Origin of the sequence: Aeromonas sp. QDB63, assembly GCF_027707425.1 — a bacterium.
GTDB lineage: Bacteria > Pseudomonadota > Gammaproteobacteria > Enterobacterales > Aeromonadaceae > Aeromonas > Aeromonas caviae.
In genome coordinates this window covers 175,757-188,610 of sequence record NZ_JAPCIS010000003.1, presented here as the reverse complement: position 1 = coordinate 188,610, position 12,854 = coordinate 175,757, and the positions used below count along the sequence as shown (strand labels likewise).

The following is a 12,854-nucleotide window of genomic DNA, read 5'->3' as shown; positions in this document are numbered from 1 at the left end:
ATGGCCAAGGTGAACCAGACCTATTATGTCCCGGACCAGAGTCGCTGGCCCATCATTGGTGCCATTGCACTGTTTTTCCTGGCGTTGGGGGCGGGACATCTGGTCAATGAAGTGGCGAGTGGGCAGACCGGTTTCGGCCGGTATCTGATGATGGCCGGTGTCGCCCTGCTGGCATTCATGTTGTTTGGCTGGTTCCGTCACATCATCCGGGAGTCCATGACCGGGCTCTACAGCGCCCAGATGGACAGATCCTTCAGGCAGGGCATGGTCTGGTTCATCTTTTCTGAAGTGATGTTCTTTCTGGCTTTTTTCGGAGTGCTGTTCTATGCACGCCAGCTTGCGGTGCCCTGGCTGGATGGTGCGGGCCACAGGGTGATGACGGGCCAGCTGCTGTGGCCGGATTTCACCGCTCACTGGCCTCTGCTCAAGACACCCGGCGGGACCACGACCCAGGCCATGCCCTGGCAGGGGATCCCCCTCATCAATACCCTGATCCTGCTCGGCTCCTCCGTGACCCTGCTGTTTGCACACATGAGTCTGGAAAACGGCAGACGCATGCGGCTCAAGGGGATGTTGCTGGCCACCGTGGTGCTCGGGCTGATATTCCTGTGGTTTCAAGGCTATGAGTATCTGCATGCCTATCGGGATCTCGGGCTGCGGCTGGATTCCGGCATCTATGGCAATACCTTCTTCATTCTGACCGGGTTCCATGGACTGCACGTGCTGCTGGGCACCCTTTTCCTGACCATCATCTGGCTGCGAATCATGTTGAGGGATCATTTCACCCCACAGCGTCATTTCGCTTTCCAGGCTGCGGCCTGGTACTGGCACTTCGTCGATGTGGTCTGGCTCTGTCTGTTCATCTTTGTCTACCTGCTTTGATGCCGAGCTCAGTAGGGACGCGGGTTGGGCTCCAGCCAGCCCATCGCGAGAGAGAGCAGCAGTATGATGACCACCAGCAGGGAGAAGAAGACGCGCCGGCCCAGAGGTACCGACATCTTTTGCGTATTGCCTGCACTGAGCATCAGCCAGAGGGCGTGAAACAGCTGGCCGATGATGAGCAGCAGCATGAGTACCAGCACGACCTTGATCAACATCTTGGGATCCTCCTCGATATGCGCGATTCGGCTGCACGAGACAAGCGACGACCATGGCATCACAGACGCTGGTTCGTCTTGTTGTTCACTCTGGTGGTGACGGCCGGTTTGTGCAAGCTGGCGTTCTGGCAGTGGCAGCGCGGAATAGAAAAAACGGCCTGGCTGGCGCAGATGGCAAAGATGCAGCAGGCCGGGCCAAGGACATTGGCCCAGATCGACTGGCAACACCCGGAGTCACTGGATGGCCAGCCTCTGCAAGGGAAAGCCGAGTGGGTCAGCCCTTATGTCTGGTTGCTGGACAACCAGATCGTCAACGGGGAGGTTGGCTATGACGTGCTCATCCCGGTACGCAGAGAGGAGGGATCCTCACAGTTGCTGGTCAACCTGGGATGGGTGCCCGCGCCATCCGACAGGTCGCAATTGCCCAATCCCGCCATTCCCGCCGCAATGACCCTTGAAGGTGTTCTGCGCATGGCTCCCGGCGGCTTCCTGTTGGGACAGAACATAGAACCAGGCCCCTACCCGAACCGGCTGCAATCCATCAGGGTCGAGACCCTGCGACAGGCAATCGGAGCCCCGCTTGCAGACGCCGTGTTGTATCAAAGACGAACCCCATTCCTCTATCACTACCAGCACAATGTCATGCCGCCCGAAAAACACCGGGCCTATGCGGTGCAATGGCTCGGCTTGGCGCTGGTGGTTCTGTCAGGGGGGGTCATGCTGACAAGGAGGTGCTCCCCATGAGCGGATGGCGACGCTGGCGGGTGCCAGTGCTCTTTGCTGCGGTGATCCTGCTGCCTGTGGTGCTGGCGGCTCTGACGCTTCACCAGGGCTGGTATGAGCCCGGCACGCGCAGCAAGGGGCACTGGCTGCACCAGGAGATCTACCTGTTGCAACCGCTTCCTGCCCATCAGCACCAATGGCGACTGGTCTATCTGGTGGCCTCTCGCTGCGAGGGGCAATGCCGGCAGGTCCCCGCGCTGATGGCACGTATCCAGGCCGCACTTGGCCGTAATCTGGACAAGCTGGAGCTGGTCCAGTTGACGCCACCTCACGAGGCAAACAGTGAAATGAGGGAGGGGGATATACTGCTGGTGGACGCCCGCGGGCTGGCTATCTTGCGTTACGAGGTACCCGGCAGCACGACGACCTGGCCATTGCTTGGCAAGGCGGTACTGTCGGATCTGCAGCAACTGCTCAAATATCAGCGTGGGGTGCAGTAACGATGCCGCCGGCATGGAACTCGCATCTTCTGGTGACTGCACGGTCAACGAGGCGGCATATGAAGATGCACAAGAGGCTGGCCTCCGTAGCCATTGCGCTGGCAGTACTGGTCATCGCGCTCGGTGCTTATACCCGGTTGACGGATGCCGGGCTGGCTTGCCCCGATTGGCCAGGTTGCTATGGTTCCCTTGCCATTCCCCGCGCCGAGCATGCGGAACTGGCCGCACAGCGCTATCCGGCCAGCCCGCTTGTTCCTCACAAGGCGCGCAGCGAGATGGTGCATCGCTACTTCGCCGGGGTGCTGGGAGGCGTGATTGTGCTCCTGTCCGGCTTGGGCTGGCGTACAGGCGGCCGACTGCGTCACCTCTCGCTCATCTTGCTGGTGCTGGTTGCAGGCCAGGCGGCGCTGGGTATGTGGACGGTGACCCTGGCCCTGCATCCCCTGGTGGTGACCACTCATCTGCTGGGCGGCTTCGCCATCCTGGCCTTGCTTTGGCTCTATCGGGCCGAATTGGCAGGCTTCACTGTATCCCCGCCCGTACACCAGGGTGTGACCTGGCTTGGCAGCATGGCCTGTGGCGTGCTGCTGCTGCAGATCGCGCTGGGGGGCTGGACATCGGCGAACTATGCGGCCATGGCGTGTGTGGAGTTTCCCTTGTGCCAGGGCAACTGGCAGGCAGAGCTGAATTGGGCGCAAGCCTTTCATCTCCCTCTGGGGCACGCCAGCTATGAGTTCGGCGTGCTGGGCAAGGAGGCGCGCCAGACCATTCACATCGCCCATCGCCTGGGAGCGCTGACCACGGCCTTGCTGGTGGGGGCTTTCGCCCTCGCGCTGCTCCGCCAGCGGACCCCCCTGAGAGGGTTTGGCTGGTTGTTGCTGGGTCTGCTGACCGTGCAGATTGCCTTGGGATTGGCGAACGTCCATCTGGCCCTGCCGCTGGCCAACGCCCTTGCGCACAATCTGGTGGCCGCCCACCTGCTGGCCTGTTGTGTGCTGGCGCGCGGGAGACTCTCTTTGCCTCATCACGACCCCTTGCGACCCCCTGGGATGGTCAGGAGCCGGACATGAATGGGAGAGGGTGGGCACAGCGCTTTGCCCTCCGTCGGGTGCACGATTATTGTCAGTTGACCAAACCAAAGGTGGTCGCCCTGCTGCTCCTGACCGCCTGGGTGGGCATGCTGCTGGCCGAGCCGACACGCGCCTCTCTGGACGAGATGATACTGGGCCTGGCGGGGATTGGGCTGCTCGCTGCCGGGGCGGCGGCCATGAACCATTCTCTGGATAGCGGCATCGATGCCCGGATGCGCAGAACGCGCTGGCGCCCGGTCGCCATGGGACGGATCTCGCCGGGGCAGGCGATGAATTTTGCGATCTGTCTGGCACTGTCGGGGTTTGTTCTGCTCCATTGGGGCGTGAATCCCCTGACTGCCTGGCTAACTCTGGCCAGCCTGTTCGGCTATGCGGTCATCTATACCCTGCTGCTGAAGCGGGCCACGCCGCAGAATATCGTTATCGGCGGATTGGCGGGAGCCATGCCACCGCTCTTGGGCTGGACCAGTATCACGGGGCAGCTTTCGCCCGAGCCCTGGCTGCTGGTGATGATCATCTTTACCTGGACGCCGCCCCATTTCTGGTCTTTGGCCATCCACCGGCGCGATGACTATGCCGGTGCCGACATTCCCATGCTGCCCGTCACCCACGGCACCGATTTCACCAAGACCGCCATCCTGCTTTATCTGCTGATCCTGACGCTCGTCTGCCTGCTGCCCTATCTGATCGGTATGTCGGGGCTTGTCTACCTGGTCGGCAGTCTGGGGCTGAACCTTGGATTCTGCTGGCATGGCTGGTTGTTGAAATATGAGGAGCGCCCCGGCCAGGCGATGCGCACCTTCCGTTTCTCCATCTATCACCTGATGCTGCTGTTTGGTCTGCTTATTTTGGATCACCACTGGCTGTGGCGGTTGTCATGACGTTGATGCGGGTCGAGGTCGGGTGAATGGTGACGCTGCGTCGGTGCACAGCAGGGATGCACAGACCTGATGCAAAACAAGATGGCCCCAAGGGGCCATCTTGTTTTCAGGGGGACGGAGTGGAGCCTAGAGCTTGACCATGATATGGCGCGGCACCGTGTAGTCCTCCAGTGCGTAGAGGGAGAGATCCTTGCCGTAGCCTGACATCTTCATGCCGCCGTGGGGCATCTCGGAGGTGAGCATGAAGTGGGTGTTGATCCAGGTGCAGCCGTACTGCAGGTGGCTGGCCACCTTGCTGGCAAGGCCGAGATCCCGGGTCCAGACCGAGCTGGCGAGGCCGTAATCCGAGTCGTTGGCCCACTGCACCACCTGCTCGGCGTCGCCGAAGCGGGTCACCGACACCACCGGGCCGAACACCTCCCGGCGCACGATTTCATCCTCCTGACGGGCATGGGCGATCAGGGTCGGCTCGAAGAAGAAGCCGTTGCCGGGGCGGATCTTGCCTCCCGCCGTCACCTCCACGTGGCCGCTGCTCTGGGCCCGCTCCACGAAGCTGGCCACCCGGTTGCGCTGCCGGTCCGAAATGAGCGGCCCCATCTCCACCCCCTCCTCGCGCGGACCGCCCACCTTGATGGAGGCGACCGCCTCGGTCATGGCGGCGACGAACTTGTCGTAGATCTTGCCTTGGGCATAGATGCGGCAGGCGGCGGTGCAATCCTGGCCGGCGTTGTAGAAACCGAAGGTGCGAATGCCGGCCACTACGGCCTCCAGGTCTGCATCGTCGAAGATGATGACTGGCGCCTTGCCCCCCAGCTCCAGGTGGGTGCGCTTCATGGTGCGGGCGGCGCTTTGCAGGATCTTCTGGCCGGTGGCGATGTCACCGGTGAGCGACACCATGCGCACCAGCGGGTGCTCCACCAGCGGCGCCCCCACGCTCTCGCCCCGGCCGCAGACGATGTTAATGACGCCGCGGGGGAAGAGCTCGCTGGCGAGCTCCGCCAGGCGCAGGGCGGTGAGCGGGGTCTGCTCGGAGGGTTTGAGCACTACCGTATTGCCGGCGGCGAGCACCGGGGCCATCTTCCAGGCCGCCATCATCAACGGATAGTTCCAGGGGGCGATACTGCCCACCACACCGATGGGATCGCGGCGGATCATGCTGGTGTGCCCCTCGATATACTCCCCCGCCAGCGGCCCCTGCAGGCAGCGGGCGGCGCCAGCGAAGAAGCGGAAGCAGTCAACCACCGCCGGCAGCTCGTCATTGAGCACTGCCAGATAGGGCTTGCCGCAGTTGAGGGATTCGAGCGCCGCAAACTCCTCGGCGTGGCGCTCGATGGCATCGGCCAGGCGCAGCAGCAGGGTACTGCGCTGGGCTGGCGTGGTGCGGCTCCACTGGGCGAAGGCGCGTTGGGCGCCGTTCACCGCCCGGTTCACCTGCTCGAACGAGGCTTCGGGCACCGAGGCGAGCAGCTCGCCGGTGGCCGGGTTGAGGATGGGCTCGGCCTGGCCGTCACCGGTGACGAACTGACCGTCGATCAAAAGTTGGGTAGAGAGTTTCATGGTTGCATCCTTGCGCACGCGTTGAGTCGTTATTTGCCACTGCCGGCGACGTCCTGGCCGTCGCGGGTGAGGTAGTAGGCAAGCAGAATGGGAATGGTGGTGAAGGCCACTATGATGAGCGCCACCACGTTGGTGACCGGCCTGTCCCGTGGCCGGATCAGCTCCTGATACATCCAGATCGGCAGCGTGGTCTGCTGGCCAGCGGTGAAGGTGGTGACGATCACCTCGTCAAAGCTGAGGGCGAACGCCAGCATGCCCCCCGCCAGCAGGGCGGTGGCGAGGTTGGGCAGGATCACGTAGCGCAGGGTCTGGAAGCCGTCGGCCCCGAGATCCATGGACGCCTCGATGAGGCTCTGGTTGGTGCGGCGAAAGCGCGCCAGGGCATTGTTGTAGACCACCACCACGCAGAAGGTGGCGTGACCGATCACGATGGTCCAGAAGCTGAAGGGGATCTCCATCACCCCGTAGGCGGAGCGCAGCGCGATACCGGTGACGATGCCGGGCAGGGCGATGGGCAGCACCAGCAAGAGCGACACCACCTCCTGGCCGAAGAAGCGGCTGCGGGCGATGGCTCCCGCCGCCAGGGTGCCGAGCACCATGGCCACCAGGGTAGCGAGCCCGGCCACTTCCAGCGACAGCTGGATGGCGCGCCATACGTCGGGGCGGTTGAGGGTCACCTCGAACCACTTGAAGGTGAGCCCGGGGGGCGGGAACTGGTAGCTCTTGCTCTCGCTGGTGAAGGCGTAGAGGAAGATGAACAGGATCGGAAAGTGCAGGAACAGGAGGCCGCCGATGGCCGCGTACTTGAGCAGGCCGGAGGGCTGGCTGCCATGGTCCCGTTTCATGGAAGTATTAGAGCGCATCGAAGGCCCCCAAGCGTTTCGCGATGGTCAGGTAGATGGCGATGATGAGGATCGGCACCAGCGAGAAGGCGGCAGCGAAGGGCAGGTTGCCCGCCGTGCCCTGCTGCATGTAGACCACCTGACCTATGTACATGGTGGAGTTGCCTATGATGCCGGGGATGATGTAGTCCCCCAGCGTCAGGGAGAAGGTGAAGATGGAGCCCGCCACCACGCCGGGCAGGGCCAGCGGCAGGATCAGGGTACGAAAGGTCTGGGCCGGGGTGGCGCCGAGATCGCCGCTCGCTTCCAGCAGGGAGCGCGGGATCCGCTCCACCGCCGCCTGGATGGGCAGGATCATGAAAGGCAGCCAGACGTAGACGAACACGATGAAGGTGCCGATGCGCGAGAACGAGAGCGACGGCCCCCCGATCACCGGCAGCGAGAGGATGGCGTCCAGCAGCCAGTCCAGTCCCAGAGTATCTGCCAGCCAGCTGATGACCCCCTCCTTGGCCAGGATCAGCTTCCAGGCGTAGACCCGCACCAGATAGCTGGACCAGAGCGGCAGCATGATGCCGACGTAGAACAGGGCCCGGGTCTTGCCGCTGGTGTAGCGCGCCATGTAGTAGGCGATCGGAAAACCGAGCAGGGCGCAGGCCAGGGTTACCAGCAGCGACATGCCGACGGTGCGCAGGATCACGTCCAGGTTCTCCGCCCGCAGCAGGGCGACGAAGTTCTGTAGGCCCAGTTCGTGGCGGATCTGGCCGCTGAATTCGTCCAGCCCGAAGAAGGCGTTGGAGAGCAGCATCAGCAGGGAGCCGACATAGATGATGCCGAGCCAGAGCAGGGGGGGCCCGAGCAGGATGGCCAGCAACAGACCCGGCCGCCCGTAGAGCAGGGTGGAGAGGCGCCGCAGCGGCCGATAGGAGAGGGGGGCAGTGGGTTGGCTCATGGCAAGGCTCGCACTGTGGGGGGCGCTCATGGTTGAGCTCCCTGAGGGGCGGTGTGCAGGCGATGGATCGCCTGCTTCGGCCAGCTGAGGCTGACCCGGGCGCCACGGGGCAGACGGGCCTGGCCCTCGTTGGGGTAGTTGACGATAAGCTCGAGCTGCTCGCCGAGATCGACCCGGTAGCGCACGAAGGGGCCGAGGTACTCAACCTCGCGCACTTCCCCTGACCAGCCGGGCGTGCCGGCCTCGGCGAGCCGGATCCGCTCCGGGCGCACCATCATCTGGCGCTCATCGCCGCACAGACGCCTGGCCTGCTCCCCCTCGAACAGGTTGACGGTGCCGACGAAGCGGGCGACGAAGGGGGTGGCGGGGGCGTCGTAGATAGTATCCGGCGCGGCGATCTGCTCGATCTTGCCCTGATTGAAGATGCAGATGCGGTCGCTCATGGAGAGCGCCTCCTGCTGATCGTGGGTGACGAAGATGAAGGTGATGCCGAGCTGGCGCTGCAAGGCTTTCAGTTCGAGCTGCATCTGCTCGCGCAGCTTGAGGTCGAGCGCCCCGAGCGGTTCGTCCAGCAGCAGGATGCGCGGCTGGTTGATCAGTGCCCGGGCGATGGCGATGCGTTGGCGCTGGCCGCCGGAGAGCTGGCCCGGCTTGCGGTTGCCGACGCCGGGCAGACGCACCAGCTCCAGCATCTCGTCCACCTTGCGGTAACGCTCCGCCTTGGCGACGCCCTTGAGCATCAGGCCATAGCCGATGTTGTCGCGCACATCCATGTTGGGAAACAGGGCGTAGTCCTGAAACACGGTATTGAGGTTGCGATCGTAGGGGGGCACGGTGGAGCAGGGCTCGCCGAACAGCCGGATCTCCCCCTCGCTCGGGTATTCGAAGCCCGCAATCATCCGCAGGCAGGTGGTCTTGCCGGAACCGCTCGGCCCCAGCAGGGTGAAAAATTCTCCGGACGGGATCTGGAAGGAGATGTCGTCGACCGCCTTCACCTCGCCATAGTGGCGGCTGACCCGGTCAAATTGTACGGCATTCATGGGGCGTCCTTGTCTGTGTGGGAAGCGGGCCGGACTCCTGTCCGGCCCCATATCGGCATTTACTGAGGCACCTCAGCGACCACCCAGGATGGCGATATAGTCCGAAACCCAGCGGTAGCACAGAGGACACGCAGGTCCCCTGCCGCTGGGATATGGCCTTGTTCTACCAGCATCAGCGGCCACCCAGAATAGCGATATAGTCCGAGACCCAGCGGTAGTAGGGCACGCAGGTTCCCTGGCTCTTGCACTGGGAGACAGGGGTACGCCAGAAGTGAACCCGATCGAAGTTGTCGATGCCGTTGGTCTTGCACCCCTCTTTTCCGAGCAGGGCATTGCCTTCGCAGGCGGCCGGCACCACCGGCACGGAGCCGAACCAGGAGGCGAGATCCCCCTGCAGCTTGTTGTTGAGGGAGTGCTCCAGCCATTTGTAGGCACAGGTGAGGTTCTTGGCCTCGCTGTGCACCATGCTGGTGTCGGCCCAGCCGGTGACCCCTTCCTTGGGCACGGTAGTGGCGATGGGCTGCTTGTCGGCGATCAGGGTATTGGCCTGGAACGGCCAGGAGCCGGAGGCCACCACCCCCTCGTTCTTGAAGTCATCGATCTGGACGAAGGCGTCGTGCCAGTAGCGTCCCACCAGCTTGCGCTGCTGGCGCAGGAGGTCGAGGGCGGCCTTGTACTGATCCTCGTTCAGCTCGTAGGGATCCTTGATGCCGAGCGCCGGCTGGTGGCTCATCAGATAGAGGGCGGCATCGGCGATGTGGATCGGGCCGTCAAATGCCTGCACCCGACCCTTGTTGGACTTGCCGTCCGGCAGGGTCTGCTCCTCGAACACCACGTTCCAGGAGTCGGGCGCCTTGGGGAACACCTTGGTGTTGTACATCAATATGTTGCCGCCCCACTGGTAGGGCACGCCATAGTGCTTGCCGTCCACCGTGTGCCAGGGGGCATTCTGCAGGCGGGGGTCTATCTTGCCGTAGCTCGGGATGAGCGCCAGGTTGAGTGCCTGCACCTTGCCACCGGCAATCAGACGCAGGCTGGCGTCGCCGGAGGCGGTCACCAGATCGAAGCCCCCCTCGTTCATCAGCGCCACCATCTCGTCCGAGGTGGCGGCCGTCTTGACGTTGACCTTGCAGCCGGTCTCTTTCTCGAAGCCGGTCACCCAGTCGTAGTTCTTGTCGGTCTCGCCGCGCTCCACGTAGCCGGCCCAGGCCACGATGTTGAGCTGGCCTTCACCCTTGCCGAGGGTGGTGGGGGCAGCCTGGACCTGGCTTGCCAGCAGCGCCGGGATCAGGGCCAGGGTCAGAGGGGTCAATTTCATCTTGCTCTCCTTGCATGATTGGCAACCGTGGCGGCGCCACAGTAGGCATTAACATCCTGTTAACCAGTCATGAGCGTAGGAGAAGCCGGGAGCAATGAGAATTTCAATTTTTAACGGCTTGGGTATCTGTAAAATCGATATCGAGTGCGGATGAATCTGATTTTTTTGCCGGAGTCACGGCTGTTCAGGCTCAGTCCTAGCGGGGGAGGTGCTGGCGGGCCCGTAGCCGGCTCTGATCTCTGGCGATGTCGATGAACTCGCGTGCGGCCCAGTCAAGGCGCGAGCCGCGCCGCCACACCAGACCGATGTCGATGGCGGGGATGGGCTCCTTGATGGCGCGGGCCTCGACCCGCTCTTGCTCCAGCGACCAGGGGCGGTAGGCAAAGTCCGGCAGCAGGGCGAGCCCGAGCTGGCTCGCCACCAGGCTGCGCACCGCTTCTACCGAGGCGGTCCGCAGCACGATGCGCGGCGCGATGCCGTAGCGGCGCAGGCCGCCGCCGATGATCTGGTCAAGCTGGTCGGCGGTCAGCGAGATCATGGGCTCCTCGCCGAGCGCCTTGAGGGAGAGGGTCGACTCGGCGCAGAGGGGGTGGCTGGCGGCGAGCCAGACCCGCAGCGGCGAGCGGGTCAGCAGCTCGGTATCGAACGCCTCCTGGCGGATGGTGCGGTTGGTCATCAGGATCCCCACATCCACCTCGCCGTTGACGATCTGGTGTTCGAGATAGGGCTGCTCATCCTCCTTCACCTCGATCTGTACCGCCGGGAAGGCGCGGCGAAAGCGGCCGAGGGCCTCCGAGAGGTAGTAGCCTGCCACCAGCGTGGTTACGCCTATAGTAAGCCGCCCCTGATCCTGCTGGGCCACCGCCTTGAGGGACTGGCCGGCTTCGGTCATGGCGCTTAGGATGCGACGGGCGTGCAGCAGAAACTGGTGGCCCTGAGTGGTGAGGCTGACCCCGCGCGGATTGCGCTCGAACAGGGCGGCGCCGAGCTCGGTCTCCAGCTCGCGGATGGCGCTGGTGACCGCCGACTGGGAGATGTGCAGCTCGGCGGCTGCCCGGCTGACCGAGAAGCTGTCGGCCACCGCCACGAAATAGCGGATCTGGCGAAAGGTGAAGTTCATCTGGGCGTCCTGCCACGTGCGATCAAGGTGAGTGCCAGCTTAACCTCGAATCATACCCAGACAAAAGGCGCCGTGATGGCGCCTTTGTCGTTGTTTTTACGGAAATTAGCGGGCTGTCACCGCCTCTGTGACCGGTACACGGTTCACTCCCTTGCCCAGATAGGCGAGGGTGATGGTCACTATGATGCAGGTGAAGCTGAGCCACATGTAGGGCAGGTAGTCGAGGGTCGCCACCCCCAGTACCCCGGCCATGAAGATGCCGTTGTCGCTCCAGGGCACCATGCCGCAGGTGAGGGTGCCGCCAAACTCAGCGTTGCGGGAGAGGTTCTTGCGCGCAAGCCCCAGCCGGTCGTAGTTCTTGGCCATGATCTTGGGGGTCAGGATCAGCGATACATACATGGCGGAACCGAACACGTTGGCCAGGAAGGCGGTGCCTATGGTGTGGCTGGTCAGGCTGCCGGCGCTGTTGATGCGCTTCTCGAAGGCGCTGGCGATCACTTCCAGGATGCCGACCTTCTCCAGCAGACCGCCGAAGCCCAAGCCGAAGATGATGACGGCCACGGAACCCAGCATGGACTCCATGCCGCCACGGCCCAGGATGTTGTCGATGAAATCGACGCCGGAGGTGATGGCAAACGGGCTGTAGGCGGAGTGCATCGCCTTCACCGGATCCATGTCCTGGAAGACGATGGCCCAGACAAGACCCAGCAAGGCGCCGAAGCTTATCACCGGGAAGGCGGGCTTGCGGTTGGCCAACAGGCCCAGCACCAGCACCACGGGCACTATGGCCATGGGGGTGATGTTGAACTGCTTGTCGAGGGCGTCCATCACCAGGTTGACCTGCTCCAGGCTGACGTTGCCGGAGTACTGCATGCCGACCACGGTGAACAGGGCGGCGGTGATGACGTAGGAGAACAGGCTGATGGGCAGCATCCCCTTGATGTGTTCCATCACGTCGACGTTGGACATGGTCGAGGCCAGCACCACGGAGTCGGAGAGCGGGGAGAGCTTGTCACCGAAGTAGACGCCGGAGAGCACGGCACCGGCTACCAGCGGCGCGGGTACCCCCAGGCTGTGGCCTATGCCCATCATGGCGATGCCGGCGGTGGCCGCCGAGCCCCAGGAGGTGCCGGTGGCCAGCGAGGTGAGAGAGCAGATGATCAGGGTCGCCAGCAGGAAGATGGAGGGGTGTATCACCTTGAGGCCGAAGTAGATGATGCTGGGGACGATGCCGCCGGCAATCCAGGTGCCCACCAGGGCACCGACGGAGATCAGTATCAGGATGGCCCCCATCCCCTTGGCGACGCCGTCGACTGCCGCCTGTTCCAGGGATTTGTAATCGTGGCCGAGCTTGATGCCGAGTCCCATGATGACGAACCAGGCGATGAACAGTGCCAGCTGGATTGGCAGATCCAGCACGCTGGTGAAGGAGAAGGCCAGGGCCAGGAAAATGGCCAGGCAGGCAAATACTTGCGACATGCCCGGCAATCGGATGTGGTGTTGTTGGTTTTGCATAGACGCTCCCTAAACTCTTGCTCGCCAAGGTCAGCCCCTCTCGTCCTGCGGATGCGTCGATCCCGAGAGGCTTACCAAAAGAGGGCGCAATCTACCATAAAGCGGAGGTGTAAAATCCCTGCTCATTCGGCAAAACAGCTTTAAAATTTTAAAATCCCACAAAATAGTTGATCTAATCGGCATTTTTCACTGTTCAATCGACACCGTTTGATAGCCGGAGA

The 12,854-nt window shown here is 63.1% G+C and carries 13 protein-coding genes; 5 read left to right on the top strand and 8 right to left on the bottom strand.

Annotated elements, in window-relative coordinates:
* Positions 1–882 (top strand): cytochrome c oxidase subunit 3, encoded by an 882-nt coding sequence (locus PG879_RS03675; protein WP_270829767.1) that lies wholly within the window; start codon positions 1–3, stop codon positions 880–882.
* Positions 883–890: 8 nt separating this feature from the next.
* Here the strand turns inward: PG879_RS03675 and PG879_RS03670 are convergent, their stop codons facing one another.
* Entirely contained in the window at positions 891–1,097 is a 207-nt protein-coding gene (locus PG879_RS03670) for a DUF2909 family protein (protein WP_039039709.1), read from the bottom strand.
* 78 nt (positions 1,098–1,175) lie between these two features.
* Between PG879_RS03670 and PG879_RS03665 the strand changes: the two genes are divergently transcribed.
* The 4 genes from PG879_RS03665 to cyoE are packed head-to-tail and all read left to right on the top strand — an operon-like array spanning position 1,176 to position 4,292.
* A complete protein-coding gene (locus tag PG879_RS03665) occupies positions 1,176–1,841 on the top strand; it encodes an SURF1 family protein (RefSeq protein WP_270829766.1) in 666 nt (221 codons plus the stop codon).
* A complete protein-coding gene (locus tag PG879_RS03660; protein ID WP_270829765.1) occupies positions 1,838–2,320 on the top strand; it encodes a hypothetical protein in 483 nt (160 codons plus the stop codon). The genes PG879_RS03665 and PG879_RS03660 overlap by 4 nt, the downstream gene beginning before the upstream one ends.
* Before the next feature lie 59 nt (positions 2,321–2,379).
* Positions 2,380–3,390 carry a COX15/CtaA family protein gene (locus PG879_RS03655; protein WP_270829764.1) on the top strand — a complete coding sequence of 337 codons (1,011 nt, stop codon included), beginning with the start codon at positions 2,380–2,382 and terminating at the stop codon, positions 3,388–3,390.
* Positions 3,387–4,292: a heme o synthase gene (gene cyoE, locus PG879_RS03650; protein ID WP_270829762.1), complete on the top strand. Its 906-nt coding sequence runs from the start codon at positions 3,387–3,389 to the stop codon at positions 4,290–4,292. Before PG879_RS03655 ends, cyoE begins: the two co-directional genes overlap by 4 nt.
* A 126-nt stretch (positions 4,293–4,418) precedes the next feature.
* On the opposite strand, the gene PG879_RS03645 is transcribed toward cyoE, so the two are convergent.
* The 7 genes from PG879_RS03645 to nhaC all read right to left on the bottom strand — a co-directional run bounded on the left by PG879_RS03645 (position 4,419) and on the right by nhaC (position 12,633).
* Positions 4,419–5,849 (bottom strand): gamma-aminobutyraldehyde dehydrogenase, encoded by a 1,431-nt coding sequence (locus PG879_RS03645; RefSeq protein ID WP_113069019.1) that lies wholly within the window; start codon positions 5,847–5,849, stop codon positions 4,419–4,421.
* A 29-nt stretch (positions 5,850–5,878) separates the two neighbouring features.
* Positions 5,879–6,694, bottom strand: coding sequence for an ABC transporter permease (locus PG879_RS03640; protein WP_103259500.1), 816 nt, complete (start codon positions 6,692–6,694; stop codon positions 5,879–5,881).
* Positions 6,695–6,701: 7 nt separating this feature from the next.
* Entirely contained in the window at positions 6,702–7,670 is a 969-nt protein-coding gene (locus PG879_RS03635) for an ABC transporter permease (RefSeq protein ID WP_045522103.1), read from the bottom strand.
* Positions 7,667–8,680, bottom strand: a complete 1,014-nt coding sequence (locus tag PG879_RS03630; RefSeq protein WP_270829761.1) for an ABC transporter ATP-binding protein — start codon at positions 8,678–8,680, stop codon at positions 7,667–7,669. The genes PG879_RS03635 and PG879_RS03630 overlap by 4 nt, the downstream gene beginning before the upstream one ends.
* Positions 8,681–8,852: 172 nt before the next feature.
* Complete coding sequence (locus PG879_RS03625) at positions 8,853–9,998, bottom strand: ABC transporter substrate-binding protein (protein WP_039039701.1); 1,146 nt, start codon at positions 9,996–9,998, stop codon at positions 8,853–8,855.
* Positions 9,999–10,194: 196 nt separating this feature from the next.
* Complete coding sequence (locus tag PG879_RS03620; protein WP_270829760.1) at positions 10,195–11,118, bottom strand: LysR family transcriptional regulator; 924 nt, start codon at positions 11,116–11,118, stop codon at positions 10,195–10,197.
* Positions 11,119–11,223: 105 nt separating this feature from the next.
* Positions 11,224–12,633 carry a Na+/H+ antiporter NhaC gene (nhaC, locus tag PG879_RS03615; RefSeq protein ID WP_010675759.1) on the bottom strand — a complete coding sequence of 470 codons (1,410 nt, stop codon included), beginning with the start codon at positions 12,631–12,633 and terminating at the stop codon, positions 11,224–11,226.
* Positions 12,634–12,854: the final 221 nt, after the last annotated feature.

What these genes read in the sequence shown, in the direction of transcription:
- PG879_RS03675 (WP_270829767.1), top strand. Translation starts at nt 1, where the DNA reads ATGGCCAAGGTGAACCAGACCTATTATGTCCCGGACCAGAGTCGCTGG.
- PG879_RS03670 (WP_039039709.1), bottom strand. Translation starts at nt 1,097, where the DNA reads ATGTTGATCAAGGTCGTGCTGGTACTCATGCTGCTGCTCATCATCGGC.
- PG879_RS03660 (WP_270829765.1), top strand. Translation starts at nt 1,838, where the DNA reads ATGAGCGGATGGCGACGCTGGCGGGTGCCAGTGCTCTTTGCTGCGGTG.
- PG879_RS03655 (WP_270829764.1), top strand. Translation starts at nt 2,380, where the DNA reads ATGAAGATGCACAAGAGGCTGGCCTCCGTAGCCATTGCGCTGGCAGTA.
- cyoE (WP_270829762.1), top strand. Translation starts at nt 3,387, where the DNA reads ATGAATGGGAGAGGGTGGGCACAGCGCTTTGCCCTCCGTCGGGTGCAC.
- PG879_RS03645 (WP_113069019.1), bottom strand. Translation starts at nt 5,849, where the DNA reads ATGAAACTCTCTACCCAACTTTTGATCGACGGTCAGTTCGTCACCGGT.
- PG879_RS03640 (WP_103259500.1), bottom strand. Translation starts at nt 6,694, where the DNA reads ATGAAACGGGACCATGGCAGCCAGCCCTCCGGCCTGCTCAAGTACGCG.
- PG879_RS03635 (WP_045522103.1), bottom strand. Translation starts at nt 7,670, where the DNA reads ATGAGCGCCCCCCACAGTGCGAGCCTTGCCATGAGCCAACCCACTGCC.
- PG879_RS03630 (WP_270829761.1), bottom strand. Translation starts at nt 8,680, where the DNA reads ATGAATGCCGTACAATTTGACCGGGTCAGCCGCCACTATGGCGAGGTG.
- PG879_RS03625 (WP_039039701.1), bottom strand. Translation starts at nt 9,998, where the DNA reads ATGAAATTGACCCCTCTGACCCTGGCCCTGATCCCGGCGCTGCTGGCA.
- PG879_RS03620 (WP_270829760.1), bottom strand. Translation starts at nt 11,118, where the DNA reads ATGAACTTCACCTTTCGCCAGATCCGCTATTTCGTGGCGGTGGCCGAC.
- nhaC (WP_010675759.1), bottom strand. Translation starts at nt 12,633, where the DNA reads ATGCAAAACCAACAACACCACATCCGATTGCCGGGCATGTCGCAAGTA.